The sequence below is a fragment of the Alloactinosynnema sp. L-07 genome, assembly GCF_900070365.1.
Taxonomy (GTDB): Bacteria; Actinomycetota; Actinomycetes; order Mycobacteriales; family Pseudonocardiaceae; genus Actinokineospora.
In genome coordinates, this window is sequence record NZ_LN850107.1 from 1,514,252 (window position 1) to 1,538,847 (window position 24,596).

Genomic DNA, 24,596 nt, shown 5'->3' on the forward strand with positions numbered 1-24,596 from the left:
CCTTTCGGGATCAGAGCTGTTCAGGAACTGGTTGCGGTGGAGCAGTCGGGGCACAGACCCCGGTAGATGATCTCGGCTTCGTCGATGGTGAAGCCGTGGTCGTCGGAGGCGGTCAGGCAGGGCGCGGATCCGGTGGCGCAGTCGACGTCGGCGATGACACCGCACGATCGACACACGACATGGTGGTGGTTGTCCCCGACCCGTGCCTCGTAGCGCGCCACGGAGCCGGGCGGCTCGATGCGGCGCAGCAGACCCGCGGTGGTCAGGGCGCGCAGCACGTCGTAAACGGCCTGGTGGGAAACCCCGCCGAGCCCTTCACGCACGAGACCGATGATCGAGTCCGTGTCCGCGTGCGGATGATCGTGCACCACGGACAGCACCGCCAACCGAGGACGCGTCACGCGCAGCTCGACCCCGCGCAACATGCGCTCGAAGTCCGTTGGCGTCGACACGCAACGCAGTCTGCCGCATTTTCTGGACTCAATCAAGTTTGGCCAGTGCGCGTCGCTCGATCGGTGGTCGGTTCCTGGCGGACGCGAAGGACGTCCCCGGTCACGGCACGGGGCGACTGGAGGGAGCCGTGTCCACGTCAGGACACGACTCCCGCCAAGCGGTTCACGCGCCCGGGTGCCAGGGGGCGATCTTGCAGTAGAACGCGTAGCGGCCGTCGTCGACGTCGATGGACAGGCTGCCCTCCAGGGTGCCGTCAAGGCCGGTCTTGAGGACCGTGAAGCCAGGAGCGCCCGCCGCGTTGGCGACCAGGGGCACGGTGCCGCGGCCGATGTCGTTGGAGTCGATGTCGTCCTCCTCGATCACCGTCACCTCGACGCCGCGCAGGTAGGGGGTGATCTTGGTGGGGACCTTGTCGCCGACGTGGCCGACGGCGTCGTCCTCGAAGTCACCGATCACCGAGTTCGGGATGTCGGCGATGAGGACGCCGTCGGCCCTGATCTCCATCGCGATGTCGTCGGCACCCCACCCGGAGGTCTCCTCCTGGCAGGTCAGCGACATGTCGACGGCCTCGGTCGCGAGGAGCAGGCTCAGGGTGGTGTTGGCCTCGATCTCGAACGACACCACCGAGTTGGGCGGTGACAGCCGCTGGACCAGGACCACGAAGTGCTCGTTGTCGCCCGCCTTCCATTTCAGGGTGAGCGGGTCCTTGTCCGGCCCGACCTGCTCCATCAGCGAGACGGGCGGGTTGGCGCCGTCCCACTTGCCGATGCTGAAGTTGACCGGCGTGCGATCCGGGCCCTCGGCCTGGTCGCGCACGGTGACAGACAGGGTGATCGGCTCCGGGACCGGCACCCTCGGCGTCTCGACGAGGAACCACTTGCTCTCGGAGTCGTCCCAGTCCGCGTTCGAGGTGTCGATATTGAAAGGCTGCGCGGGGAAGTGCTCCCGGTGGGCTTTCCCGGGGATCAGGACGATGGCGTCGTGCAAGCTCCGGCCGTCGTGTCGGTGGGTGTGCAGGTCGAAGAAGCTCTCCCCGTGGCGGTCTTTCAGGAAGACCTTGATGAAGAACGGTGCCACCAGGACGAACCGGGTGCCGTGGTCGGTGGTGATGTTGCGGTAGGAGACCTGCGGGTTGCTGAAGTCGTCGCCGAGGTAGACCTCGAACGCCGTGTCGAGGCCGCGATGGCGCAGCGCGATGTCGTAGGTCCCGGGGGTGTCGAAGCGGTACCAGCGCACGGTGCCCTGCAGCAGCGAGGCCGAGTCCTGGAAGTCCACGTCGGCAGGGGTGACCAGCGCGGTGGCGGGCGTGCAGTGCGGCGTACTCCGGTGGATGTCGGCGAGCAGCGGCTGGTGGTCCGACAGGTAGCGGAGCATGCCCTGCGGATCGGCCAGCTTCTTGTCCACCCGCAGGTGCTGCACGGCCAGTTGGGAGTTGGCCGACGTGATCAGGTAGTCCAGCCGCTGCCGAACGGGCGGGTAGACGACGTCGGCGGTGAACCCGGGATCGGTGCGCCCGGTGTCGCCGCCGGGGCACTGGTCGCGGCCCCACCGGTCGACGAGGTGGTCGGACATCGGGCCGCCGGGCTTGTCGAACAGCGAGGTCCACTCGCTCGCCACGCCGTCCTTGGCGCCGCGACCCACGATGTTCAGATCGCCGACGAAGAACACTTCCTCGTTGGCCAGCGGGGACTCGCCGACGCAGTGCTCGATGAACTTCGCCGCCACCCTGATCTGCTTGCCGCGATCCTCAGCGTTCTCCTCGACGGCGTCGGTGTCGGCCTGGGTGTGGCTGAGGAAGACGTGGCGGATGCCCGCGCCGGGCGGCTTGAGCCGGACGTAGAGGATGCCCTTGGCGGCGAACTTGTCGGACCCGGAGGAGTCGCTGTACATGAAGAACCGCACCACCGGGACCCCGTTTGGGAAGGCCCCCGGTCCGAGCAAGGCGACCACCGCGGGCGGCGTCGGCACGGTGGCGAACGGGAACCGGCTGGCCAGGAACAGGCCGCTGTCCTCAAGTTTCAGCATGGCCAGACTGGCCAGGTCCTCCAGTGGACCGAAAGTCAGCGCCCAGACCTTCTCCATGACGCTGCTGGAGAGACCGGGCGCGACGACAGTGGTGTGGAAGGTGTCGGCCTTCTTCACCTGGAAGGGGAACTCCGCGCGCAGTTCGTCGCTGAGGATGCGGCGGGAGGGTTCGTCGAACACCTCGTTGAGACAGACCACGTCGATCTCGGTCGGGCTGTCGACGATGTTCCGGGCGATGATCTTCGCTCGGGTGGGAGCGGTGTAGACCGGCGGGATCGACGGCGGGAAGCCCATCTCCATCAGGGCGGATCGCAGTTGCGTGTTGTAGCTGAGCACGCGCATGGACTCGGTCATGCCGCGACACCGCCGATCGAGTCGAAGAGCGGGTCGAGTTGGTCGGGCGGGCTGCCCCGCAGCGCGGCGGTGACCGTCCCGTCGGCGGCCAGGGACCGGAGTTCGTTGGCGACCACATCGGCGATGACGACGTCGTCGCCGGTCGCGGTGACGAAAGCGGGGGAGACCCAGGTCCCGTCCGCGAGACCGATGAGGTTGGTGACCGCGCCGTCGGCGTCGACGGTGATGATCTGCTGGTTCCCGCTGTCCACCACGTGGACTCCGCTGCCGTGGGCGCTGATGCCGTAAGGGACGGTGCCCGCGGGCAGCGGGATCTCGACCCACCCGGTGCCGTCGATCGCGTCGACGCGGATCACCCGGCTGTTCCCCGGGTCGCTGACCCAGATCCGGCCCAACTCGTCGACGGCGACGCCGCGCGGGTCCGCGAACGCACCCTCCGCCGGGTCGTCCGCCGTGGGGCGGCCGCGGTGGCCGTAGGTGGTCCACCCGGTCCCGTCGATGTCGGACAGCTGCACCAGCCGGTGGTTCCCCGAGTCCAGGACGATGATCGACCCGTCGCGGAACGCCGCGGCGGCGGGCCTGGCGAATTCGTTCACGCCGCTGCCGTGGGTGCCGAACCGGGTCCACGCCGCACCGGCCTTGGCGAGACTCACGGCGTGCGCGTCCAACTCGGCGGCCACCACCGTCCCCGACGGGTCGACAGCGAGCCCGCTCGGACTCGCGAGGGCGGTCCCCCCAATCTGCTGGACGGTCGCGCCGTCCAGGTCTTTGACCGCGAGGACCCGGCCCCCGAGGAATTCGGCGAACACGATCATGGTCATGCGAACCTCCGTCGTTGCGTGACCGTCTAATCGGAGCGGCTGTTGATCCTGTTAGGGCATGTGTCGTTCGGCTCGCGCGAGGGGTGACTTCTCGGACCCGCTTTGGCCGCTCGGTACTTATCCCGCTCGTCGCGCCGCTCCTAACGTCGTGGCACCAGCCGCAACGACAAAGGAGACCGCTGTATGCGCGGAATCAACAGCCGCACAAGACGTGTGGGTGCCATCGGACTGGCGGCGGCGCTGGCCGTGACGCTGGTGCCCGCGGCGGCCGCTGCGGGCCGCCCCAGCTGCTCGGTCGCCGTCCTCGGCGCCGAGAAGGTGACCGGGGTGTGCCTGGCCGACCTGACCACCGCGGGCACCGTCGCCTCCGGACACACCGACCCGGCCGACTGGGCCGGGTTGGAGGCGCCGGGCACGGTCAACCCGTCCGGTGTGCCCGGCATCCAGCTCGACGGCTACTTCCCGGACACGTCGACCACCAACACCAACCACGGGTGGAACCACGACAGCCAGTTCGTGATCCGGCTGCCCGCCAAGTGGAACGGCGGCCTCGTGGTCGCCGGGCCGCCTGGGACCCGCGAGCAGTACGCCAACGACCGGATCATCGGCGACCACGTGCTGGCCAAGGGATACGCCTTCGCCGCGACCGACAAGGGTAACACCGGGCCGGAGCTGTATCGGGACGGTCGGCGCCCCGGCGACGCGATCATGGAGTGGCACTTCCGGGTCACGCAGCTCACCATCGCCGCCAAGTTCGCCGCCGCCCGCCACTACGGGCGCGCGCCGAAGCGGACCTACGCGGCGGGCACGTCGGCGGGCGGGTACCTGGTGCGCTGGCAGCTGGAGCACTACCCGTGGCTCTACGACGGCGGCGTCGACTGGAACGGCCTGCTGTTCACCCCGCAGGGCCCCAACCTGCTGACCAGCCTGCCGCCCGCGCTGCGCGCCTACCCGCGGTTCGCGGCGGGGGAGCCGGGAGCCAAGGAAGCCATGGTCGCCGCGGGCTATCCCGCGGAATCCGCTCCCGTGTGGGCGTTTCACCACCGCACGCAGTGGGACCTGTTCCAGCGGATCCTGCGCGAGGAACTCGACCCCGACTACGACGGTGACACCCAGGCGGGCACGCCGTTCTGCGCGGAGGGCACCGGGCCGGGCTGTGACACCGACTACGACTACGCCCGCCGCCCGGCGGAGGTCCACGACGCCATGCGGCGGGTCTCGCTGACCGGGAAACTCACCCGCCCGCTGATCACCGTGCACGGCACCTATGACGCGCTCGTTACGATCAGCCGCAGCTCGGACGTCTACGCCGAACTGGCGAACGACGCCAGACATCGCTACTACCGCGTCGAAGGCGGCCACCACACCGACGGCCTGGCGGGGGCGTTCCCAACCCTGGGCCGGACGATGCTGCCGTGCTTCCGAGGCGCTTTAGACGCGATGACCGCATGGGTGGAACGCGGCACCGCGCCGCCGCCGAGCCGCACGATCCCGGCCGGTGTGACCTGCGCCCCGTGATCTTCCGCTGACGAACGGTCATCAGGACCCGCCTCGGTCCTGATGACCGTTCCTAGTCGTTGGGGCCCAGGTGTTCGGTGAGGATCGCCAGGTGGGTGCGGCCCGCGGCGCGGTGGAGGGTGCGGCCCTCGGCAGTGATCTTGACGAACACACCCCGCCGATCAGCCTCGCACAACGCACGCTCCACCAGCCCCGCGCGCTCCAAGCGAGCCACAGTGCGGGAGAGCGCGCTCTGACTCAGATACATCGCCGAGGCCAGATCCAACATGCGCACGCTCGCGCAGTCCGCGGCGGCGAGCCGGTCGAGTGTCTCGAATTCGTTCATGCTGACGCCGTGCGCCTCATCGAGCTCGCGGTCGAGTCTGCACGCGATCTCGTTGTAGCGCAGTGTCAGCGACCGCCATTGGTCGGTGAGGTCAGCCCGTCGGGACATGGCGCGCACCCTATCATGCGTCGGCAAATAATGTCAAAGCATCTTATGTTCAAGGATAATATGCTTGTGCATTAGATGCGAGCGCATGTAACTTCGCCGACGTGTCTCTCACCGAAACGTCATTCGCCCCCGCCCCGACGCGGGCGCCCGTCTTCTCCGGCCGGCTCTGGGGTGTGCTGGCCGTGCTGTGCGTCGTGCTCTTCCTCGACGGTATGGACGTGTCCATGGTCGGCGTCGCGCTGCCGTCTATCGGCGCCGAACTCGGCATGTCCGCCTCGTCGCTGCAGTGGCTGGTCAACGGCTACGTCCTCGGCTATGGCGGACTGCTGCTGCTCGGCGGCCGCACCGCCGACCTGTTCGGCCGCCGCCGCGTGTTCCTCATCGCCCTCGGCGCGTTCGCCGCGGCGTCGCTCGTCGGCGGCCTGGTCGACGACGGCGTGCTGCTGGTCGTCACCCGGTTCATCAAGGGTCTGGCCGCCGCGTTCACCGCGCCCACCGCCATGTCCATCCTCACCACGACATTCCCGGAAGGCCCCGCCCGTAACCGGGCGCTGTCGATCTTCACCGTGTTCGGCGCCAGCGGGTACTCCTCCGGCCTGATCATCGGCGGCCTGCTCACCAGCGTCGGATGGCGCTGGACCTTCCTTACCCCGGTGCCACTGGCCATCGGCGCGCTGCTCTTCGGCATCCGCCTGATCCCGCGTGACAACGCGCGGGCCGACGGCGGCCACGATGTGTGGGGCGCGGTCACCCTGACCACCGGAATGCTCTTGGCCGTCTACACGGTGGTCACCGCGCCGGAACGCGGCTGGCTGGACCCGCTGACGGTGGTCTCGGCGATCGTGGCCGTGGCGCTGCTGGTGGCGTTCGTGCTGATCGAGAGCCGGGTCGCGCACCCGCTGATCCGGCTGGGCATCCTGCGGATCGGCACCGTCGTGCGGGCCAACCTGAGCGTGGTGGCCCTGATGGGCTCCTACATCAGCTTCCAGTTCATCATGACGATCTACCTGCAGAACGTGCTCGGCTGGGCACCGCTGGCGATGGCGTTCGCGCTGCTGCCCGCGGGCATCGTGGTCGTGCTCGGCTCACCGGTGGTCGGCAGGCTCATCACCCGCTACGGCACCGCGCGCCTGATCCTCGCGTCGATGGTGTCGCTGAGTCTTGGCTACCTGTGGTTCCTGTTCACCGCGGGCACCACGCCGAGCTACCTGGTGTCGATCCTGCCCGCCATGCTGTTGCTCGGCGGCGGCTTCGGCTTCGGCTTCAGCGCGATCATGGCCCAGGCCACCGACGGCATCGACGACGCCGAACAGGGCCTGGCCGCGGGCCTGCTGCAGACCTCGGGACAGGTCGGCTCCGCGCTGATCCTCGCCGTGGTGACCGCGGTCCTCGCGGGCACCGCGACCCCGACGGACCTCAGCGCGTTCCGGCCAGGACTCAACCTGGTGACCGCCGTCGCCGTGGTCGGCCTGCTGCTCAACCTCGTCCCACTGATCCGCCGCCGCGCGTGAGCACGGCCCTGCCCGGCCCTCGGCGGCCGGGCAGGGCCCACCGCGGCTCAGTAGTTGATTCGCGACCAGCGGCCGTCGCTGCACTGGATGTAGAGCTCCCCGACCTTGACGATCGCGCCGTCGCTGTAGTTCTGGCCCGCGTAGACGCAGCCGTCCGCCATGATCGGCTCCGGGTCCGCGAACGCGAGGGCGGGTCCGGCGACCGCCAGACCGGCCGAGACCCCCAGGACCGCCAACACCTTTGTGGCCATGCGCATTGTGGGCTCCAATCGCTGTGTACCAAGCTGAGGATCACATTTTTCGCACAGGACCAGAGCCCGCGACGCCTCATGAATTGCGCACGCGCCACCGGGTGTGGCGGTCATGGCGGGGACGTGCGTCTCGTCAGGGCGCCGCGGCCGTCGCGTCGCAGGTGATCTCGATGACGGTCTCCTCGGGCGTCTCCTCGATGGCCGGGCTGAAGTGGGCGACGTCCGCCCGCAGGCGGTCGGTTCGCTCGGAGTCGCCTGGGGCCAGCACCATCACGATGGTGATCGCGGTGTTCTCCGGGTAGACGCTGAGAGTCAGCCGGTCCGGCGGCGGATGCCGCAGCGCGGAGCGGATCATGGTGGCCGCCGAGTGCGGGATGTCCACGGCGTCGGAGTCGGCGTGGAACGCCACGGCGCAGCCCCCGGCACGCGCGGCGGCCAGCAGGTTGCGAGCGGCCGGGTCCAGCACGCCGGGCAGGCGCAACTCGTCGCGCGCGGCTTGATCGAGCGCGTCCGCGCGCATGCGAACGTCGGTGTCGAGTGGGGAATGGGTGCCGTCGGCGACCGCCTGCAGGAACGGTTCGACCTCGTTGCCGATCTCGGCCATGCGGCGGCCGTGCACGGCCGCGCGTCCGTCGCGGTGGGCCTGGGTGGTGACGATCTCCTGCTGGGCGGCGCGTTCCCGGTGGACGACGGCGCCGAGTCCGGCGATCGTCCGCCCGATCGCGATCCCCATCGCGAGCCCGAACAAGGGCGACAGGATCGCGGGCAACAGTGCCGTCGCCGACGGGACGGTCAGCGTGCCAACGCTGATCAGCACGAAGAGCACCGTCAACTCGGTGAGGTGGGCGGCGATCGGCTCCCATGCGGGGCGGAGGGTGGCCAGGACGACGAAGACGGGCGTGATCGCGCCGACCGGCCATGACGCGTAGCTGCTGATGCTGTCGGGCGGCATCAGCGGCAGCGCCACCGCGACCCAGCCCACGGCGGCGACGGCGACGACCGCGCTCGTGGTCCGGTCGACGCCGTGGTGTGATTTCGCGATCAACGCCAGCGTCAGGCCCACCAACAGCAGGTTCCAGCCGACCAGGACCGCTGTGCCGACGCTGTGCCCGGCGTACACCAGGCTCATCGCGGTGTTGCCGACGAGGAACGGGGCATTGACCATCGCCAGCGGTCTGCGGATGTCGCCCACCGCGAACGTCAGCAAGTCCGCCCGGCGCCACCGCGACGCTCCGGTCGCCGTCGCGGTCGGGGTCCAGCGCAGGGTGACCGCCACGCCCGCGCCCGGACGACTGGTGATCTTCACGGTGCCGCCGACCTCGTCGACGCGTTCCACCACGGAACGGCGGAGGCCGACGGACCGCTCGTCCACGGGGCCTTGCAGGCCTCTCCCGTCGTCGCGGACGGCCACTTCGAGCCCTTCGCGCCGCCTGCGCAGCACCACCCTGGCGACCGACGCGTCGGCGTGCTTGTCGACGTTTCGCAACAGTTCGCCCGTGGCCTGGGCCAACGCGTGCGCGACCGGCGTCGGCGCGGTGACGGTGTGGTCGAGATCGAGTTCGACCGGCGTCCTCGTCGCCGACGCCTGGTCGACCAGCGCGGCGGCCAAGCCGACGGACCGGTCGTCATCGAAGGGGCGCGGCGCCGAGCGGAGCGCGTCGACGGCGCGCCCGCAGGCCGCGCGCAGGTGGGTCGAGGCCAGGCCACCGGTTGCGAGACCGCGCAGCGCGGCACTGACATGGTCGTGAAGAGTGCGCTGGAACTCGCGGTGCGCGGTGCGCCTGCCCTCGGCCGCCGCCGCCTCGGCCATGGCACGCTCGGTCGCCTGCTGGGATCGGTCGGCAGCGTCTCCGGCGGACCGCATCAGCGGTGCCACGACACCGGCCGCCACCGCGGTCGCGAACATCGGCCACAGCCCGATCACCACATACGGGACGCCGTCCGCGGCGACGAACCCCGCACAGTAGGCCGCCGTCAGGCCCGCCACCACCGCCACCGCGGCCCGCCAAGGCAGGAATCCCGCGGCCGCCGCCGCGGCGACCACCACCGGCTGCACCCGCGTCCCGGCGGGCACCGCGCGCGCCGCCTCCACCCCCATCGCCAGGGACACCACGACCGCGGCGGCGCTGGTGGTGAGCACATCCACCGGCCCGAGCGCGGTCCGCCACCCGCGGACGAGTTGGACCGTCCACGCCGCCGCGAGCAGGGCGACCGCGCTGGCCGTGGGACCGTCGGTGAGCCGTGGCGTCCCCAGCGCCGAGAGCGCCCACGTGACGCCGAACAGCGCGACCATCACGGCATAGGACCGTTGCAGGCCGCGCTCGACACTGTGCCGGTATGTCCGCGTCACCGAAGTGACATCGCGGACCGCGTCACCTTGGTTACGCGGGGTGCTAGTGTCCCGGACCCGGAGTTCGACGCCACCTCCGGCGCCCGCGCGGCGCCTGGCCGCACCGCGCGAAAGGCCAAGTACAACCCGGTACTACGACCTTCCGCGCGGCACGCCCAGCCACCACGCGGATCACCGGATCTGGCGCCGAACTCCGGGCCCGGGACACTAGGCCCGGCGGTCCCAGCACCCCGGCCGGTCAGTTCCAGTTGCAGGCGTAGCCGAAGTACCCCTGCGACTCCCACGGGTAGATGCTGAGCCGGAAGCCCGAGCACCAGCCGCGGTTCGCGTACTGCTGGGCGAACCACTTGTGGCCGTATGCCAGCGCGTAGTAGGCGGCCCGGAGCTGCAACGGCGTTGCGGCGGGCGGCGCGGGCACCCGGCCGTTGGCCAGGGCTCTGGTCTCGGTCTTGCTGAGGTAGACCGTGCACCTGCCGCCACCGCACGAGGCCACCGCGGCTTCGGCGGCGGTACTGGCGGCCACCGCGGTCCCCGCGGTGAGCGCCGACGTGAGCGCCAGTGCCGCCACCGCCTTGCGAACGATGTTCGTCATGGTCCCTTTCCTTTCTGGTTGGCTGCCCCGGATTCGGGGCTGCCTCAAAGGATTCGCCTGGCGCGGGGCTCGCGGGAGTCGTCACTTAGGACAGTCGACTGAACTGACGACGCCACTCGGTGTCGGCGGAAGTGTCGACTGCCCGGCCGGTCGCGCCGCTGGGATGCTGGCCGCATGGCGGTGTCGGTGCGGGATCCTGGCGCGCGCGACCGAGTCGAGCGGTGGCTCCTCTGGTCCGTCGCGTCGCTCAGGGGCGTCCAGTACGCGACGTCCGCGCCCGCACTCGTCGCCTATGGCGTCACCGAGCACTCGGAGAAGAGCACCGCGGTCGTCACGGTCTACCTGCTCGGCGTGACATGGTCGGCATGGATGTTCACCAGTGCCGTGCGCCGCGACCACGTCCCGACCTGGGTTGTGACGGCCGACGTCCTGGTGGTCTGCGGCGTCCAGACCGTTGTCCCGGCGACGCTCGGCGTCGATCGAGACCTGTGGCTCGACTGGACCTACGGACCGGCGATCGGCGTGATGGTCTTCGTCCTGCTCTGTCGGATCGGCCGGGGCCGGTGGCTCGCGGGCCTCCCCGTCGTGTCGTGGGCGTTGACGCACTTCATCGGCGGTGCCCCAGGGTGGCCCGACATCGTCGGCGGGGTCATCGGCATGATCGCCTACGCGGTTTTGGGCGCAGGCGTGATCGGGTTCGTTCGCGGGCTCGCCCGCGCTTCCCCACGCGCGCCACTCGACTCCGCGCTCGCGACCCTGCAGATGATCGCCGGGGGTGCCCTGGATCTGCGGGCGGACGACGTGCGCGACCGTTGTCAGCAGGACGCAGACTCCCTGCGCGGCCTGCTGATGAGCGATCGCGGCGACGGCGTGGGCGATCTGATCGTCGAGTTGTCCGCTGTCCTGCGCGATCCGTCCCTGCGCGGCTTGCGCGTACATCCCTTGTTCGACGCGGGTCCCGCCGAGGTACCCGGCCCGGTGACCGCGGCGACCGTCGCGGCCACACGCAAGGCGCTCGCCAACGTGGTCGACCACGCGCGGACCGATGAGGCGTGGCTAACCGCGATCAGTACCCCGGAGGGGGGCGTGTCGGTGACCGTGGTGGATCGCGGTGTGGGGTTTGATCGCGAGGACATGGTGATCACGTCGCTGCTGGCCATCATGGCCGACGTCAACGGCCAGGCGCTGGTCGACAGCGCACCTGGTCAAGGAACGACCGTGGAGCTGACATGGACACCGTGATCCGGCTGGGCATCATCGATGACGAGGAACTCCTCCTCGACGCCATGCGGATCACCCTGGCTCCCATCGCCGACATGCGCCTCGTGGCGACCGCGTCCACCGTTCGCGACTACCTCGACAAGGCGGACGCCGCCGACATCGTCCTGCTCGACCTCAACCTGCGCGACTACAGCAAACCCGCCGCCAACGTCGCCGCATTGGTCGCCACGGGGATCAAGGTCGTGGTCTTCTCGGTGCACGCCGATCACGAACATGTGCTCGCCACCACCGAGGCGGGCGCCTGCGCCTACGTGCTCAAGAGCGGGACGAACACCAGCGAACTGATGGGGGTGATCCGCGAGGTCGCCGCGGGCGGATCACCGATGACGGTCGAACACGCCTTCTCACTCAGCCGCGACACCCGTTCCAAACGCCCACACCTGTCCCCACGGGAACGCGAAGTCCTGCACATGTACGCCACGGGCCGGACTCTGCACACCACCGCGCGCCGCCTCGACATCAGCGAGTCGACGGCCCGCACCCATCTCCAGCGGATCAAGGAGAAGTACCAGGCTGTCGGACGGCCCATCAATCACCGTACCGACTACACGCTGCGCCACCAGGAAGACAACTTCGGGCGCGAGACGCTCGACGATCCGCCGGATGACCAGGCCCACCGCTGACAGTCGGGTTTCAGTCTTTCTGGCTGACGCCAAGCAAAGCGGCGTGTATTTCCCGCAGCCTGCCGATCTCGTGGCGCATGCCCGCGGGCGAGTCGTCGTGGACGAAGGCCTCGCTGAGGCGGACGATGGCGTACGCCAGGGTGGTCAGCTCGATGGGTGGGCGGAAGTCGTCCTCGGTGGCCACCCGGTCCAGATAGGCCGCGGCGATGCCGACCACACCGGGCTGGACCCGGCCGGAACTCGACGTCAGGATCTGCAGGCCGGACGGCTCCAAGGCCAGGAACGAGCGCAGGGGCGGGCTGTCGATCAGCCGCCGGTTGACCGATTCCAGCGTGTCCAGCACCCGGTCGGCGCCCCGGCCACGGGCCCGACGGTCCGCCCGGTCGAACAGGGCGGCCATTTCGCCGAGGACGACCTCGGCGAGCAGTCCCTCGCGCGAGCCGAACCACCGGTACATCGTCGCGCGGGAGGCGCCGAATTCCGCGGCGATGGCGCGCACCTCGATCCGCCTGCCCTCGACGAACGCCGTCCGCGCCGCCGTGAGCACCTGCTCCCTGGTGGCCGCGGCCGGGCGGCCCACGGGTCGGCGGGCCGCGCTGGTGGTCTTCACAGCCGAGGAATATAGTGCATCGCGGGGGAGATGTCTGAAATTCCCCGGAACGCCGTCCTGACCAGCACATCAGGGAGTCACGTGCCAACCACAGCGCCCACGACCAACCGTCAGATCCGCCTCGCCGCCCGCCCGGTCGGAGTGCCCGACGACAGCTCGTGGCGGCTCACCGAGGAGCCGGTCGCGGCACCGGGCGTGGGGGAGGTGCTCGTCGAGGTCCTGTGTCTGTCGCTGGACCCGGCGATGCGCGGCTGGATGAACGACGTGCGCTCCTACATCCCGCCGGTTCGCATCGACGAGGTGATGCGCGCGGCCGGGGTCGGCCGGGTGATCGCCTCCGGCGACCCGCGGTTCGCCGAGGGCGCCTACGTCTCGGGCGCCACGGGCGTGCAGGAGTACGCACTCCTGCGCGGCGACGACCTGCTGCCCGTCGACCTCGACCTCGCCCCGGCCGCCCGCTGGCTCGGCGCGCTGGGGATGTCCGGCATGACCGCCTACTTCGGACTCCTCGACGTCGGCGTGCCCAAGGAGGGTGACACGGTCGTGGTCTCCGGTGCCGCGGGCGCGACCGGCTCGCTCGTCGGCCAGATCGCGAAGATCAAGGGCTGCCGGGTCATCGGCATCGCGGGCGGGGCCGAGAAGTGCCGCTGGCTGGTCGAGGAACTCGGCTTCGACGCCGCCGTCGACTACAAGTCCGAATACCTCAAGTCGGCCCTGCGGGAGCACGCACCCAAGGGCGTCGACGTGTACTTCGACAACGTCGGCGGCGAAATGCTCGACACCGTGCTGGCCCGCCTCGCCCGCGGCGCCCGGGTCGTCATCTGCGGCGCGATCTCCCAGTACAACGCCACCGGCGAGGTGCGCGGACCGGCGAACTACCTGCAGTTGCTCGTGGCCCGCGCCCGCATGGAGGGGTTCGTCGTGTTCGACTACGCCAACCGCTACCGCGAGGCCGCGAAGGAACTCGCGACCTGGATCGCCGACGGCTCGCTGGTCGCCCGCGAGGACGTGGTCGACGGCGGCGTCGACGCCTTCCCGGCCGCGCTGCGCAAGCTGTTCGACGGTGAGAACACCGGCAAGCTCGTCCTGCGCCTGGCCGACTGACCCACGTCTACTCGAAGGAAACACATGCGACGCAACGTTTTCACCGAAGACCACGAGGCCTTCCGGCGGACCATCCGCGCCTTCATCGAGGCCGAGGTCGTGCCGGCCTACGACGAGTGGCTCGCCGCCGGGCTCGTGCCCCGCGACCTGTACCACAAGCTCGGCGACCTGGGCGTCTTCGGCATCGAGGTGCCCGAGGAATTCGGCGGCGCGGGCGAGGAGACGTTCAAGTTCGAGGCCGTCATCACCGAGGAGCTGACCAGGGCCGGGGTGAGCTTCGGCGGCAGCAGCGTGCACGTCGCGCTGTGCCTGCCCTACCTGCTCGCCTACGGCACCGAGGAGCAGAAGAAGCGCTGGCTGCCCGACTTCGCGTCCGGCCGGACCATGTTCGCCATCGCGATGACCGAGCCCGGCACCGGGTCCGACCTGGCCGGGATGCGCACCACCGCCAAGCTCTCCGCCGACGGCACGCACTACGTTCTCAACGGCGCCAAGACCTTCATCACCGGCGGCGTCCACGCCGACCGCGTCATCGTCTGCGCCCGGACCGCCGCGCCGTCCGAAAAGGACCGACGGTTCGGGATCTCGCTGCTCGTGGTCGACACCAAATCCGACGGCTACGCGGTCGGCCGCAAGCTCGACAAGCTGGGGCTGCGCGTGTCCGACACCGCCGAGCTGTCCTTCACCGACGTCAAGGTCCCGGTCGAGGATCTGCTCGGCGAGGAGAACCAGGGCTTCTCCTATCTCGGGCAGAACCTGCCGCGCGAGCGGCTGAGCATCGCCTTCGCCGCCTACGCCCAGGCCAAGGCGGCGGTCCGGTTCGCTCAGGACTACGTGAGCAGGCGCGAGGTGTTCGGCAAGCCGGTCGCCGCGTTCCAGAACACCAAGTTCGAGCTGGCCGCGTGCAAGTCCGAGGTCGACGCACTGGAAGCGGTCGTCGACCGCGCGCTGGCGGCCCACGACGCGGGCGACCTCACCGCCGCCGACGCCGCGTCGGTCAAGCTGTTCGCCACCGAGGCGGCGGGCCGGGTCATCGACCGCTGCCTGCAGCTGCACGGCGGGTACGGCTACATCAACGAGTACCCGATCACCCGGCTCTACGCCGACAACCGGGTCAATCGGATCTTCGGCGGCACCAGCGAGGTGATGAAGACGATCATCGCCAAGGACATGGGGCTGTGAGAACCCGGGGGGATTATCGGGGAACCTCGGTGAACTGGTAGCCCGTGGCCAACAGCCCCGACGTGAGGATGATGCCGCTGATCACGTCGTTCCTGGTCGTGTCGCCGCCTGCCGAACCGCCGAACTCGGGGCCGTCGGCGTACCCGGACGGCTGCGTCTCGGTCAGCGTGTAGCGGCCGGGCGCCAGACCCGTGAAGCCGAATTCGCCGTCCTCGTCGGTGGCGGCCGTCTTCGTGCTGCCGTCCGGTTCGGTCAGCGTCACCACCACGCCGGGGACCGGGCCGGTGTCGGACACGACCGCCCCGGACAGGCTCGCGGGCCGCGCCTCGCCGAAGGTGTAGCCGGTCGCGTCGGCGCCCGCGCCGAGGACGATGTCGGTGACCGCGTCCGGGGGTACGACGGCACCGCCCGCCGTACCCGCCTCGTCGCGTCCGTCGAGGAGTTCCATCGGCTGGGACTCGTCCAGCGAGTAGGTGCCGCCGACGACGCCCTCGAACATATACCGGCCGTCCGGATCCGTCGCGACCGTCGCGTCCACCGGGGCGCCCGCGGCATCGATGCCAGACAGTGTCAGGAGCACGTCGGCGATCCCGGGCTCGCCGTCGTCGTTGACGCCGTTGTCATTGACGTCCTCGTAGACCACACCCGCCAGGGAACCGCGGTCCTCGGCGAAGACGTAGCCGGTGGCCTGGGTGCGCGGGCTGACCAGGATTCTCGTGATGAGATCGTTCGCTGAGGCCGTTCCCCCGGCGGATCCGACCGACTCGGGCCCGTCGGCGTACCCGGCGGGCTGGGATTCGGCCAAGGAGTAGATCCCGGTCGGCAGGCCGCCGAAGGCGAAGCCGCCGCCGGCGTCCGTGGTCGCGTCCCGCGTGCCCGCGACACTGGACAGCCGCAGTCGGACACCCGCGATCGGATTTCCCCCGTCATCGACGACTTGGCCTGCCAGCGACCCGGTCCCGAGTTCGGTGGCGGCGGCCGCCACGGGCGGCGCGGCGAGCGCTATTCCCGCCGCCAGCACGAATATCGTGACCATTGATCCGCGCACGACGAACTCCCCTGAATAGACGTTCATTGGACCCGGTATCGATATCCGACGCCGCGAACGGCCGATATCGGGGAATCGCTGCCTGCCCAGCCGAGCTTTCGCCGGAGGCGCAGGACCGCGAACTTCACCCGGTCGGGAGCCAGCCCGGTCGGGTCGTTCCACACCGTCGCCAACAGCTGGTTGTGCGTCAACACGGCCGCCGGGTGCCGCGCCAAGGCGAGCAGCAGGTCGAATTCGATCCGGGTCAGCTCCACACCGCGGGTGCCGACGGTGACCCCCCGGGTCCGGCAGTCCACCCGCACGACCCCGTCGTCCACGATCTCGCCACCGACCACGGCCCGGTTCAGCATCATCTCGGCCCGCGCGAGCACGTCCACGTCGTCGACCGGCTTGGCGACGCAGTCATCGGCCGCGCGCAGGGTTCGTGTCCGCCGCGGGTGGTCGGCCAACACGAGCATCGGTGGCCCGGCCAGCTCGCGCACCTGGCGGATCAGCCCCTGATCGCCGAGGTCCGGGCCGTCGTCGTCGAGCACCATCAGGTCCGGTCGGAACTCGCGCATCAGCAGCAATCCGGTGCGTGGGTCACCGGTCGACACCAGGTCGTGGCCCGCGTGGCGGAACGCGGCGCGCAACGCGGACTCCGTGTCCGGTTGGGCCGCCACGAGCAGGATCTGTGCCATCGGAAACTCTCTCCTGGCGTCGGGTTGTCCACTCATGTAACCCGCAGGCCACCCCCGGTGCGCGCCCGGTTAACCCGTTCGGGCGGCCAGTGCTTTGACGCCCGCGTAGTCGCCGGAGCCAAGCAGCCGCCGCGAGGTGTCACACGGCGCGGTCGACGGAATCATCACCTGGCCCGGGCTGGTCGCCGGGTCCACATGCGCGAGCCCGAGCGTGTGCAGCCGTTCGTGGGTCATCGTGGTTTGCAGGTCGAAGCGCCCTGAGCACGACGCGGGCATGGTGGTGAACCAGGGGTTGACGACGTTGTCGATCAACACGTCCGACGCCAGGATCGTCCCGTTGGAGCGGTAGTACGTGCACGTGTACGCCAAGACCTTCGGCGGCAGCTTGCCCCAGCCGGTGACGCTCCTGCTGTCGTTTCCCGTGCAGGTCGCGTCGACCGACACCTGCGGTTTCGCGGTCGTCGCTCCCGCGTACTTGTGGGCGAAGGGAAGGGTCGCGGGAAGGCCGCACCGATTTGTGCCCTTCATCGAGGTCTCGGTGCTGGTCGTGATCGACGCCAGCGCCGTGCTCGCCACCGACGTGGGCGCCCCGGTGCCGTTGTAGTACCAGGTGAAAGACCCGCTCAGCCACCAGCTCTTCAACACATAGGACTTGTCCACGCACTGGCTGTCCGGCCCCATCGCCAGGGGATCACCCGCGAGGATCGCATGGCCGACGATGTGGACCCGTTCGGAATCGGCGGGCCTGACGACCGCCATCGATGTCGTCACGAGAGCCAATGCCATGAGAATTGAGAGTTTGCGTTCTCCGATCATTCCACCCTCCAAAGCCGAGTCCCATCACGGTCGTCGGTCTCGGGTGCGGTTCGGTTGCGCGGCGGGTGCGGAAAGGGTGCATCTCGTTTTCGGACAAAGCTCACACGTATGGGTGAGTAATGCGCGGTGACAATCCGAATTGAATTCCCACCCGATTCGGTGCCCGCCACCCGCCGACGGTGCGGGACCCGGCGAACCGTCACCACGGCCCGCTGGGCGGCGATCTCTGGGTGGGAGCCAACCGAGGCACCGGGCCAGGCGTCCTCAAGGCAGCACTATCCGTGTCAGGAGGCCGTGATGAGGCGTTCCCTTGTGGTCCTGGTGGCGATGATCTTCGGCGTGCTGCTGGGGGTGCCCGCTACGGCGGGCGCGAGTACGCCCTACTGCGGCATCACCTGGGGTTCTCTGCCCAAGCAAGCCAACCCCGGCTCCACCGACGAGCTCTACGCCATCCGCACCGGCAGGCACGCCTGCTTCGACCGGATGGTCCTCGACGTGAACGGCGACGTCCTCGGGTACTCGGTGCGCTACGTCAGCGAGATCCGCAAGGACGGCTCGGGCGAACTCGTCCCGGTGCGCGGCGGCGCGCGCCTGGAAGTCGTGGCGAAGGTCCCGACGACGCCCACCGACGCGATCTTCCTGCCGAACGGCGAACTCGCCGACGTGACCGGGTACAGCACCTTCCGGCACGTCGCGTGGGCGGGCCAGTTCGAGGGACAGACAACGATCGGCCTTGGCGTGCGCGCCCGCCTGCCGTTCCGGGTGCTGCTGCTCGACGGCCCCGGCACGGGGTCGCGGATGGTCGTCGACGTCGCCCACCGCTGGTAGTTCGAACCGGCGCTTTGTCAGGGCCGGGAGAGGAGCCGTAGCTCGGCCGTGCACATCATGAATCCGTCCGCCGGAAGGCGCCGCACGTAGTACGCCATGTCGGCGAGCAGCGCGAACACATGGACCGGGGTTCCGGCACGGCGGGCCGCCGCGACCACTTGGTGCAGTCCGGCCATGACAGCGGGATGCCGCGTTTGGTAGGAGGACGCGACCAGGTGGTTGCTCCGGTCCGCGGCGAGGTAGAACTGGACCAGGTCCTTGGTCCCGACGAACAGTTCGGCCGCTCCGGCGGCGCAGAACTCGGGCGCGGCGTGCACGGCGGCGGGCGTCTCGATGAAGACGGACAGCGGGACGTCGTCAGGCAGGTCGAGACGCAGACGCAGACGGCGGAACTCGTGTTGGTCGTTGATGAACGGCACGGCGAAGCTGATCTGTTCGGCGTCCGGGCCCAGGCGCTCCCGCACGTACGCGCGAAGCGCCTGGAACGCCCGCGGGTAGTGGGGCTCCCGCAGCAGCCAGCGCGCGCCGTGCAGGCCGAGGTCGGGATTGGTCTCGTGGGCCACCTCGAACCCGGTGGTGATCTGAGCGGCGTCGTCCGACCGGAGATCGAGCATCCGCATGACGAGCCGCTGGCCGGGGCGCAGCTCTTTGGCGATCGTGCACAGCTCCGACCCGATGGTTGCGCCGTACCGCTCGGCCTCGCGAGGTCCCACCCGGAGCGCGTCGAGCGGGCTCAGGCCCGAGGACAGGCAGACGAACTCCTCGCGGACGAAGAAGCTGTTGACCTGCTCGACCCGAGGGGTGAGCGCGTTCGTCGCCTGGACGTCGGTCGCGTCGGCGATGACCACGCAGATCGATCGGAGTTCGTCGGGGCGGACGGCGACGGGTCGCGGTGGTTGGGCAGGCGATTCGGCGTCGCCGAGCGTGACCGACTGGCGGTCCAGCCGAATCGTGACGGGGCCGACCAGTCGGTCGAGGTCGGCCCCGTCCACTCGGAGTACCGGAATTCCCCGCGACCGGCAGAGGGATTCCATATGGCCGGTCCGACCTCCGCTGGAGCAAATAACAGCGGAAGCGGCGACAATAGCGTCGTAAAGCTCGGGGCCGAGCGCTTCGACGACCAGAATGGAATCGTCGATTGCGGTTCCCGTGTGATTACAGTCACCGAACACGCTCGTCACTGGGCTTTCGACAAGCAGGACCCCAAAGATTTCGTGAGGCTTCACGACATCCTCCCACCCCGAGTCATGAATCCAGCATCGCAGTGGTCGCGTCGGGCGTGCGTCTTCTCGGATGCGAGACGCATTCGCCAACCCGCCGCGTCAGCCGATCGACTCCAGATGGCGTTCAAGTCCAAGAATGGAACGGAGATCTCTCGGGGTCACCGAAAGGTCTTTCAACTTCGCCGCCGCGGCCGCGGTGATCACCGACCGCAGCGCGCGATCGGTGACCGGAAGGCCGCCGTCGCGAGCGGTGATGTCCTGGATCGCCTGCAGGCTGCCCTCCAGACGAGTGATGACTGCCTGCCGGTAGTCCTTGCGTCGTGCGGTCATTCGGTGCACATCGAGCATGGTGGCGTATGAGATCGCGCCGTTCAGCCTCGGATCCGACGCGTCCGCCGACATCGCGGCGGCATCGTCGTAGCAGGCCTCGAGCCTGCAGAGCACGGTGGCCGCGACCTGCACCGTGTGGTTCTTGATCGCGGCAAGGTTGAAGGTGAAGGCGCCCGTTCGACCGTTCCTGACGATCTCGTCGCCCTCACGCGGGCTGCCGACCGCCGAGACCCGCCCCGACGGGACTCCCGTCGGCCCGACCAGGCTGCCGTGGCGGTCGACCTCCACGCCCCGTCCGGTGCGCCGGTGTGAGCAGGCGATGCCCTTTCGCAGCAGGTTCGCCCAGAGCCGGGAGTCGACACGCTCATAGTTGGACTCCCGGCCGAAGTTCGAGATCACCAGATCCGCTTCGACGCGCTGAGACGAAGTCGGGCCCGAGACGGAGACGGCCAACCCGCCAGCTTCGGTGGTGTGGATCTCTTCGACCTTTCCGGCGATCACCGCGACTTGGCCGTCCTTGGCCATCGCCTCCTCGACTATTTCCGCGGTGTAGGCCATCACGCCGACCCGCAGTACGGCCAGCAGGCTGCCGTAGCCGTCGAGAAGCGCGCAGAGATCGGCGGTGGGAATTCGCGCCAGGATTCCCGGAAGGTATGGCTCCCACGATTTGGAGACTCGTTCGGTGACCACCGCCGGGGACACGTCGGGATGCTCGCGGGCGACCAGGTCGCAGGCCCGCTTCCATTCGTTCTTGAACCGGCGAACGAATTCCTCCCGCCCTTCGTAGGCGTCGCCACCGAGTCGAGGCGGCGGCAGGGTGAGGACGTCGTGCCGGTGATCCGGGGGATAGGTCCGCAGCGTCAGCCCGGAGCGCGAGATCAAGTGGATCTTCCCGGTGTGGCCGCGGCGCAGGAGCAGCGCCGCCGAGTCGTAGGCGCTGAGCAACGTGCCGACGATGGCCACGACGGCGTCCTGGCGAAGACCGACGATCCGCTCGATCCCGGTCTCCGAGTATGGGTCGCGCACGAACGAGGGATGATCCACCACGTTGTCCGCGAAGGTCGGATACTTCCGCTCAAGGCCGGTCGCGAGAATGACGTGGTCGGCCCTGAGCGTCACCCGATCGGTCTCAGCGCCTGCGAGATTCTCGACGACAACGTCGACGTGTCCGGTGTGGACTTCCAGATCGACCACGTCGCCATCGGCCTCGACCAGGCTCACCCCGTCCAACGCCTCCCGGGCGGCCTGGGCGAGGCGGTCGGCGAGATAGTCGGAATAGATCCGCCGGGGCGCGGGCCCGGACTCGGTGAAGGTGAACCCGCTCCACTCCGCGGGCCAGTCGGTCCGGTCGACCTCGTGGTTGGCCCAGGTCACGAAGTCGTCGACGTCTTCCCGAAACGCCGACATCCGGCCCGCTTGAATGTTGAAGACGTGGTGCCAGTGATTGCTTTCCCGGTGATACGCCGCACCGGCGTTCCGATACTCGGCCCGCCGTTCCAGTAGCACGACCTGCACCGGTTCCCGGGCGAACTGAAGCAGTCGGATAGCGGTGGCGGTACCGCCCAGGCCCGCCCCGACGATGACAATTCTGCGAGATCGGCCGAACTGGTTCACCTGGTCGTCGTCCCTCTCCAGCGTGGCCGATAACGGCCAGTTACGTCAGAAGCCGTGAAATGACCGGAGAAAACGTTACCGTGTGATCACACAGACTGGGTATTGATGGCGATCATGCGGTGAAACAGTTAGCAATCGAGAAGAACCGCACCCTCCCGCAGGTGACCCGCTGCGAGGATCCTGCGGCCTTCCGTTACGTCCGACCAGGGACCGGCGATTGATCTTGGACGGGCACTCCTACTGGCTGGAGGACTTCGATGGTGGGCGTTGTGATGGGGCACGGATCGCACGACGGGTCGGACATGATCACGGTGCCGAAGGGCTTACCGGTCACCTTCTTCACCGATGAGGGCTCGCCGCTGCTGATGGTCAACCTGTTGGAACTGGCCAAGCGCGACAACCCAAGAACCCCCATGCACACGCTGAACCCGGGCGACCCCGTGCCGAACTACCAGTACACGCCCTTCAAGCCGCACGAACTGCGCGCGGTCACCCAGTTCAACCAGCTCGTCCCGCCCCAGCTCATCGTGGGCAGCGCCGCCGTGCCGAACACGCTGCGGCTGTGCGCGGACAAGGCGCGGTGCCCGAAGGACGGTCCGCACACGTGCGACGGCGTGTTCGGCCGCGCCACGAAAGGGCAGTGGACGAAGGTGCTCGTGTTGTCCTGCCGGATCCTCGAAGGACACACACAGCAGCCGACCGTCGCGCTCATGACCCCTGCGGGCAAGCGGGACACGTCGGTGTTCGACGCGTTGCTGGCGTGGGTGAAGGGCTTTGTGGCGCGGGGTTCGGCTGGTCAGGACGCCGCGTGGGCGGCGGTGCCCGAGTCGGAGAAGATCCGTCTGATCGCCTCGGAGGACGAGGTGCGGGAATGGGTGGACTGCCTCGACGTGCGCACGAAGATCGCGGCCGCCGACCGGCCCAAGGCCGCCGCCCTGGTCGCAGCCGCGCCGACGTCGGTCAAGCTGCGCCTGATGCGTGACTATCCCCAGCACCGCGACCTGGTCAAGGTGGGGATCACCCTTACCGCAACCGAACAGCAGGCGATCGCGGCCTTCCAGCGAGAGGCGCTCGCCAAGCAGATCGACAAGTGGCTCGGCCTGACGCCGGACCAGCAGGTCCGGTGGCTGGCCGAACCCCCGGTCGCGTCGTGGGCGGTGGGCTTCAATGTCCTGGAGCTGTTTCAATTCGGACTCGTCGGCGACGAGCTGATGGCCGTCTTGCGCAGGCTCGACCCGGTCGCCAGGGGCGTCGCGTTGGCGGAGGAGGAGCTGCGTGACTACTTGGCCGCCAACTCGCTCCACATCTGATCAGCCGTGAGTCAGTCCCATCAGGACGTCACGCGGGTAGAGCAGTGCGCGCACGCGGTCGGCCCCGGTTGATACGGTGATCGACAGCGATCGAGGGGGAGCCGCGGATGACATCGACCACGTTCCGTATCGGGGATGAACTCACGGTGCGACGGCTCGGGTTCGGGGCGATGCGCCTGCGGCCGGACGAGACGGTGGGCCGGGAAGCCTGCGTCGCGGTGGCACGGCGGGCCGTCGAGCTGGGCGTGACCCTGATCGACACCGCGCACCTGTACGGGTGGGGTGCCAACGAGGAGCTTCTCGCCGAGGCGCTGCACCCCTATCCCGATGACCTCCTCATCGCGACCAAGGTCGGTGTGGCCCCAGCGGACCCGCCACAGGACGGCGTGATCTGTGGGCGTCCTGAGTTTCTGCGGGATCAGGTCGAGCAGGGTTTGCGTCGGCTCCGGCTCGACCGGCTCGACCTGCTCCAGCTGCATCGCATCGATCCGACCGTCCCGCTCGCCGACCAGCTGGGCACGCTTCGGGAGCTGCAGGTCCAGGGCAAGATCGGCCACATAGGACTGTCCGAGGTCACCGTCGACGAACTCGCCCAAGCCCGTCAGATCATCGACGTCGCCAGCGTGCAGAACCGCTACAGCATGGTCGACCGCGAGCACGAACCCGTGCTCGACGCGTGTGCCACGGCAGGAATCGCTTTCCTGCCGTGGCGGCCGGTTCACCCCGCGGTGTCGGCCACCGCTACCGAGATCACCGCGGTGGCCGCTGAACTGGGCGCCACCGCGGCGCAGGTCTCGCTCGCGTGGCTCCTCGACCGCTCGCCGGTGATTCTGCCGATTCCGGGGACTCGCTCGATCCGGCATCTGGAGGAGAACGTCGCCGCGGCGGGCCTGCGGCTGACCGACGACCAGCGGCTACGCCTGACCACGGCAGCGTCATCAGCGCCCACACGCCCCAGACGAGGGTGAACTCCGGGATCAGGTACCACGGCCACGGGCCGAACAGGTCGAGGATCGAGCTCTGCGTCGGCTTGGCGTTGAGGAACCCGTAGTTCGTCCCGGCGATGCCGTTGAACAGCAGCATCGCCACCGCCCACGCCGTCGTCACCACGACGGCGAGCCGGTAGCCGCGCCAATCGGGCCGCATCCGCCTGCCCCAGGTCAGGTAGATCGCGGCCCACACGACGAGCAGGTGGATGCCCCAGAACGCGATGAAGCCGATGTGCGGGAAGTCCGGTCCCCGCAGCGCCGGGGTGATCAGGGCCTGCACGCTCAGCGTCAGACCCCAGTAGTAGGTCAGCGTGAACGCCCAGCGTCGGTGCGACCAGAGGGCGTAGGCCGTGACGTAGCCCGCCAGGTCGGACAGCTGCAGTGGCAGCGAGTGGTCGAGCCCGAACCGGGACGGCGCCAGCGAGTAGATCTGGATCGACAGCTGAAGCGCCAGGACCAGGACGGCGAGCACGCGACTGGGGATCCGGCCGGGGTGGACACGCCCGAGCACGACGAGCCCGGCGGCGCCCACCACGAACACCGCGAGCACGATCCAGTGTGACGGGCCATAGGCCGTGAAGTCCTGCGCGGGCGCCACAACAGCTCACGCTACCGGGGCCAACGGGTTCACGAGAGCCAGAAATCGCGAA

General features: G+C 69.2%; 22 protein-coding genes and 2 pseudogenes. 9 read left to right on the forward strand and 15 right to left on the reverse strand.

Annotated elements, in window-relative coordinates:
* Nucleotides 1-20 precede the first annotated feature (20 nt).
* From BN1701_RS07270 to BN1701_RS07280, 3 genes are all read right to left on the reverse strand, one after another.
* The gene (locus tag BN1701_RS07270) at nucleotides 21-452 is read right to left on the reverse strand and encodes a Fur family transcriptional regulator (RefSeq protein ID WP_054046693.1); all 432 of its coding nucleotides are present in this window, start codon (nucleotides 450-452) and stop codon (nucleotides 21-23) included.
* A gap of 163 nt (nucleotides 453-615) precedes the next feature.
* Nucleotides 616-2,832 (reverse strand): endonuclease/exonuclease/phosphatase family protein, encoded by a 2,217-nt coding sequence (locus BN1701_RS07275; RefSeq protein ID WP_054046696.1) that lies wholly within the window; start codon nucleotides 2,830-2,832, stop codon nucleotides 616-618.
* The gene (locus BN1701_RS07280) at nucleotides 2,829-3,653 is read right to left on the reverse strand and encodes an NHL repeat-containing protein (protein WP_054046698.1); all 825 of its coding nucleotides are present in this window, start codon (nucleotides 3,651-3,653) and stop codon (nucleotides 2,829-2,831) included. The genes BN1701_RS07275 and BN1701_RS07280 overlap by 4 nt, the downstream gene beginning before the upstream one ends.
* Nucleotides 3,654-3,836: 183 nt before the next feature.
* On the opposite strand from BN1701_RS07280, the gene BN1701_RS07285 reads away from it, so the two are divergent.
* A complete protein-coding gene (locus tag BN1701_RS07285) occupies nucleotides 3,837-5,171 on the forward strand; it encodes a tannase/feruloyl esterase family alpha/beta hydrolase (RefSeq protein WP_157367804.1) in 1,335 nt (444 codons plus the stop codon).
* A 52-nt stretch (nucleotides 5,172-5,223) separates the two neighbouring features.
* Here BN1701_RS07285 and BN1701_RS07290 read toward each other — a convergent pair whose 3' ends face one another.
* Complete coding sequence (locus BN1701_RS07290; protein ID WP_054055694.1) at nucleotides 5,224-5,604, reverse strand: MarR family winged helix-turn-helix transcriptional regulator; 381 nt, start codon at nucleotides 5,602-5,604, stop codon at nucleotides 5,224-5,226.
* A 173-nt stretch (nucleotides 5,605-5,777) separates the two neighbouring features.
* On the opposite strand from BN1701_RS07290, the gene BN1701_RS07295 reads away from it, so the two are divergent.
* Entirely contained in the window at nucleotides 5,778-7,115 is a 1,338-nt protein-coding gene (locus tag BN1701_RS07295; protein ID WP_172803400.1) for an MFS transporter, read from the forward strand.
* A gap of 47 nt (nucleotides 7,116-7,162) precedes the next feature.
* Here the strand turns inward: BN1701_RS07295 and BN1701_RS36360 are convergent, their stop codons facing one another.
* The 3 genes from BN1701_RS36360 to BN1701_RS07310 form a co-directional block, all read right to left on the reverse strand.
* Nucleotides 7,163-7,366 (reverse strand): DUF1496 domain-containing protein, encoded by a 204-nt coding sequence (locus tag BN1701_RS36360; protein WP_172803198.1) that lies wholly within the window; start codon nucleotides 7,364-7,366, stop codon nucleotides 7,163-7,165.
* Nucleotides 7,367-7,499: 133 nt separating this feature from the next.
* Nucleotides 7,500-9,716 carry a sensor histidine kinase gene (locus BN1701_RS07305; protein ID WP_054046704.1) on the reverse strand — a complete coding sequence of 739 codons (2,217 nt, stop codon included), beginning with the start codon at nucleotides 9,714-9,716 and terminating at the stop codon, nucleotides 7,500-7,502.
* A 238-nt stretch (nucleotides 9,717-9,954) separates the two neighbouring features.
* Nucleotides 9,955-10,308, reverse strand: coding sequence for a hypothetical protein (locus BN1701_RS07310; protein ID WP_054046706.1), 354 nt, complete (start codon nucleotides 10,306-10,308; stop codon nucleotides 9,955-9,957).
* 174 nt (nucleotides 10,309-10,482) lie between these two features.
* Between BN1701_RS07310 and BN1701_RS07315 the strand changes: the two genes are divergently transcribed.
* Both BN1701_RS07315 and BN1701_RS07320 read left to right on the forward strand, forming a co-directional pair.
* Nucleotides 10,483-11,550, forward strand: coding sequence for an ATP-binding protein (locus BN1701_RS07315; protein ID WP_054046708.1), 1,068 nt, complete (start codon nucleotides 10,483-10,485; stop codon nucleotides 11,548-11,550).
* On the forward strand, nucleotides 11,538-12,212 hold the full coding sequence (locus BN1701_RS07320) for a response regulator transcription factor (protein WP_054046710.1): 675 nt from the start codon (nucleotides 11,538-11,540) through the stop codon (nucleotides 12,210-12,212). The genes BN1701_RS07315 and BN1701_RS07320 overlap by 13 nt, the downstream gene beginning before the upstream one ends.
* Before the next feature lie 10 nt (nucleotides 12,213-12,222).
* On the opposite strand, the gene BN1701_RS07325 is transcribed toward BN1701_RS07320, so the two are convergent.
* A complete protein-coding gene (locus BN1701_RS07325) occupies nucleotides 12,223-12,822 on the reverse strand; it encodes a QsdR family transcriptional regulator (RefSeq protein WP_067520574.1) in 600 nt (199 codons plus the stop codon).
* 81 nt (nucleotides 12,823-12,903) lie between these two features.
* Between BN1701_RS07325 and BN1701_RS07330 the strand changes: the two genes are divergently transcribed.
* Together BN1701_RS07330 and BN1701_RS07335 are read left to right on the forward strand one after the other, a co-directional pair.
* Nucleotides 12,904-13,926: an NADP-dependent oxidoreductase gene (locus BN1701_RS07330; RefSeq protein WP_231949521.1), complete on the forward strand. Its 1,023-nt coding sequence runs from the start codon at nucleotides 12,904-12,906 to the stop codon at nucleotides 13,924-13,926.
* A 24-nt stretch (nucleotides 13,927-13,950) separates the two neighbouring features.
* On the forward strand, nucleotides 13,951-15,108 hold the full coding sequence (locus BN1701_RS07335) for an acyl-CoA dehydrogenase family protein (protein ID WP_054046714.1): 1,158 nt from the start codon (nucleotides 13,951-13,953) through the stop codon (nucleotides 15,106-15,108).
* 13 nt (nucleotides 15,109-15,121) lie between these two features.
* Here BN1701_RS07335 and BN1701_RS07340 read toward each other — a convergent pair whose 3' ends face one another.
* The 3 genes from BN1701_RS07340 to BN1701_RS07350 all read right to left on the reverse strand — a co-directional run bounded on the left by BN1701_RS07340 (nucleotide 15,122) and on the right by BN1701_RS07350 (nucleotide 17,622).
* Nucleotides 15,122-16,183 carry a collagen binding domain-containing protein gene (locus BN1701_RS07340; protein WP_082859695.1) on the reverse strand — a complete coding sequence of 354 codons (1,062 nt, stop codon included), beginning with the start codon at nucleotides 16,181-16,183 and terminating at the stop codon, nucleotides 15,122-15,124.
* A complete protein-coding gene (locus BN1701_RS07345; RefSeq protein WP_054046718.1) occupies nucleotides 16,180-16,836 on the reverse strand; it encodes a response regulator transcription factor in 657 nt (218 codons plus the stop codon). The genes BN1701_RS07340 and BN1701_RS07345 overlap by 4 nt, the downstream gene beginning before the upstream one ends.
* A 69-nt stretch (nucleotides 16,837-16,905) precedes the next feature.
* The gene (locus BN1701_RS07350) at nucleotides 16,906-17,622 is read right to left on the reverse strand and encodes a peptidase M10A (RefSeq protein WP_157367805.1); all 717 of its coding nucleotides are present in this window, start codon (nucleotides 17,620-17,622) and stop codon (nucleotides 16,906-16,908) included.
* Nucleotides 17,623-17,949: 327 nt separating this feature from the next.
* Between BN1701_RS07350 and BN1701_RS07355 the strand changes: the two genes are divergently transcribed.
* On the forward strand, nucleotides 17,950-18,480 hold the full coding sequence (locus BN1701_RS07355; protein WP_054046722.1) for a hypothetical protein: 531 nt from the start codon (nucleotides 17,950-17,952) through the stop codon (nucleotides 18,478-18,480).
* Between the two features lie 17 nt (nucleotides 18,481-18,497).
* Here the strand turns inward: BN1701_RS07355 and BN1701_RS07360 are convergent, their stop codons facing one another.
* The 3 genes and pseudogenes from BN1701_RS07360 to BN1701_RS07365 all read right to left on the reverse strand — a co-directional run bounded on the left by BN1701_RS07360 (nucleotide 18,498) and on the right by BN1701_RS07365 (nucleotide 21,647).
* Complete coding sequence (locus BN1701_RS07360; RefSeq protein WP_054046724.1) at nucleotides 18,498-19,472, reverse strand: putative PEP-binding protein; 975 nt, start codon at nucleotides 19,470-19,472, stop codon at nucleotides 18,498-18,500.
* Between the two features lie 15 nt (nucleotides 19,473-19,487).
* A pseudogene (locus BN1701_RS37140) lies at nucleotides 19,488-19,706 on the reverse strand (PEP-utilizing enzyme); the annotation flags it as partial.
* A gap of 96 nt (nucleotides 19,707-19,802) precedes the next feature.
* Nucleotides 19,803-21,647: an FAD/NAD(P)-binding protein gene (locus tag BN1701_RS07365; protein WP_054046726.1), complete on the reverse strand. Its 1,845-nt coding sequence runs from the start codon at nucleotides 21,645-21,647 to the stop codon at nucleotides 19,803-19,805.
* Between the two features lie 272 nt (nucleotides 21,648-21,919).
* On the opposite strand from BN1701_RS07365, the gene BN1701_RS07370 reads away from it, so the two are divergent.
* Nucleotides 21,920-22,957, forward strand: a complete 1,038-nt coding sequence (locus BN1701_RS07370) for a putative adhesin (protein WP_369800503.1) — start codon at nucleotides 21,920-21,922, stop codon at nucleotides 22,955-22,957.
* Nucleotides 22,958-23,064: 107 nt separating this feature from the next.
* Entirely contained in the window at nucleotides 23,065-23,925 is an 861-nt protein-coding gene (locus tag BN1701_RS37145; RefSeq protein ID WP_054046731.1) for an aldo/keto reductase, read from the forward strand.
* A 13-nt stretch (nucleotides 23,926-23,938) separates the two neighbouring features.
* Here the strand turns inward: BN1701_RS37145 and BN1701_RS34005 are convergent.
* Nucleotides 23,939-24,544, reverse strand: a pseudogene (locus BN1701_RS34005) (TIGR02206 family membrane protein); the annotation flags it as partial.
* Between the last annotated feature and the right edge of the window lie 52 nt (nucleotides 24,545-24,596).

What these genes read in the sequence shown, in the direction of transcription:
- BN1701_RS07275 (WP_054046696.1), bottom strand. Translation starts at nt 2,832, where the DNA reads ATGACCGAGTCCATGCGCGTGCTCAGCTACAACACGCAACTGCGATCC.
- BN1701_RS07280 (WP_054046698.1), bottom strand. Translation starts at nt 3,653, where the DNA reads ATGACCATGATCGTGTTCGCCGAATTCCTCGGGGGCCGGGTCCTCGCG.
- BN1701_RS07285 (WP_157367804.1), top strand. Translation starts at nt 3,837, where the DNA reads ATGCGCGGAATCAACAGCCGCACAAGACGTGTGGGTGCCATCGGACTG.
- BN1701_RS07290 (WP_054055694.1), bottom strand. Translation starts at nt 5,604, where the DNA reads ATGTCCCGACGGGCTGACCTCACCGACCAATGGCGGTCGCTGACACTG.
- BN1701_RS36360 (WP_172803198.1), bottom strand. Translation starts at nt 7,366, where the DNA reads ATGGCCACAAAGGTGTTGGCGGTCCTGGGGGTCTCGGCCGGTCTGGCG.
- BN1701_RS07310 (WP_054046706.1), bottom strand. Translation starts at nt 10,308, where the DNA reads ATGACGAACATCGTTCGCAAGGCGGTGGCGGCACTGGCGCTCACGTCG.
- BN1701_RS07315 (WP_054046708.1), top strand. Translation starts at nt 10,483, where the DNA reads ATGGCGGTGTCGGTGCGGGATCCTGGCGCGCGCGACCGAGTCGAGCGG.
- BN1701_RS07320 (WP_054046710.1), top strand. Translation starts at nt 11,538, where the DNA reads ATGGACACCGTGATCCGGCTGGGCATCATCGATGACGAGGAACTCCTC.
- BN1701_RS07335 (WP_054046714.1), top strand. Translation starts at nt 13,951, where the DNA reads ATGCGACGCAACGTTTTCACCGAAGACCACGAGGCCTTCCGGCGGACC.
- BN1701_RS07340 (WP_082859695.1), bottom strand. Translation starts at nt 16,183, where the DNA reads ATGAACGTCTATTCAGGGGAGTTCGTCGTGCGCGGATCAATGGTCACG.
- BN1701_RS07345 (WP_054046718.1), bottom strand. Translation starts at nt 16,836, where the DNA reads ATGGCACAGATCCTGCTCGTGGCGGCCCAACCGGACACGGAGTCCGCG.
- BN1701_RS07350 (WP_157367805.1), bottom strand. Translation starts at nt 17,622, where the DNA reads ATGGCATTGGCTCTCGTGACGACATCGATGGCGGTCGTCAGGCCCGCC.
- BN1701_RS07355 (WP_054046722.1), top strand. Translation starts at nt 17,950, where the DNA reads ATGAGGCGTTCCCTTGTGGTCCTGGTGGCGATGATCTTCGGCGTGCTG.
- BN1701_RS07370 (WP_369800503.1), top strand. Translation starts at nt 21,920, where the DNA reads ATGGGGCACGGATCGCACGACGGGTCGGACATGATCACGGTGCCGAAG.
- BN1701_RS37145 (WP_054046731.1), top strand. Translation starts at nt 23,065, where the DNA reads ATGACATCGACCACGTTCCGTATCGGGGATGAACTCACGGTGCGACGG.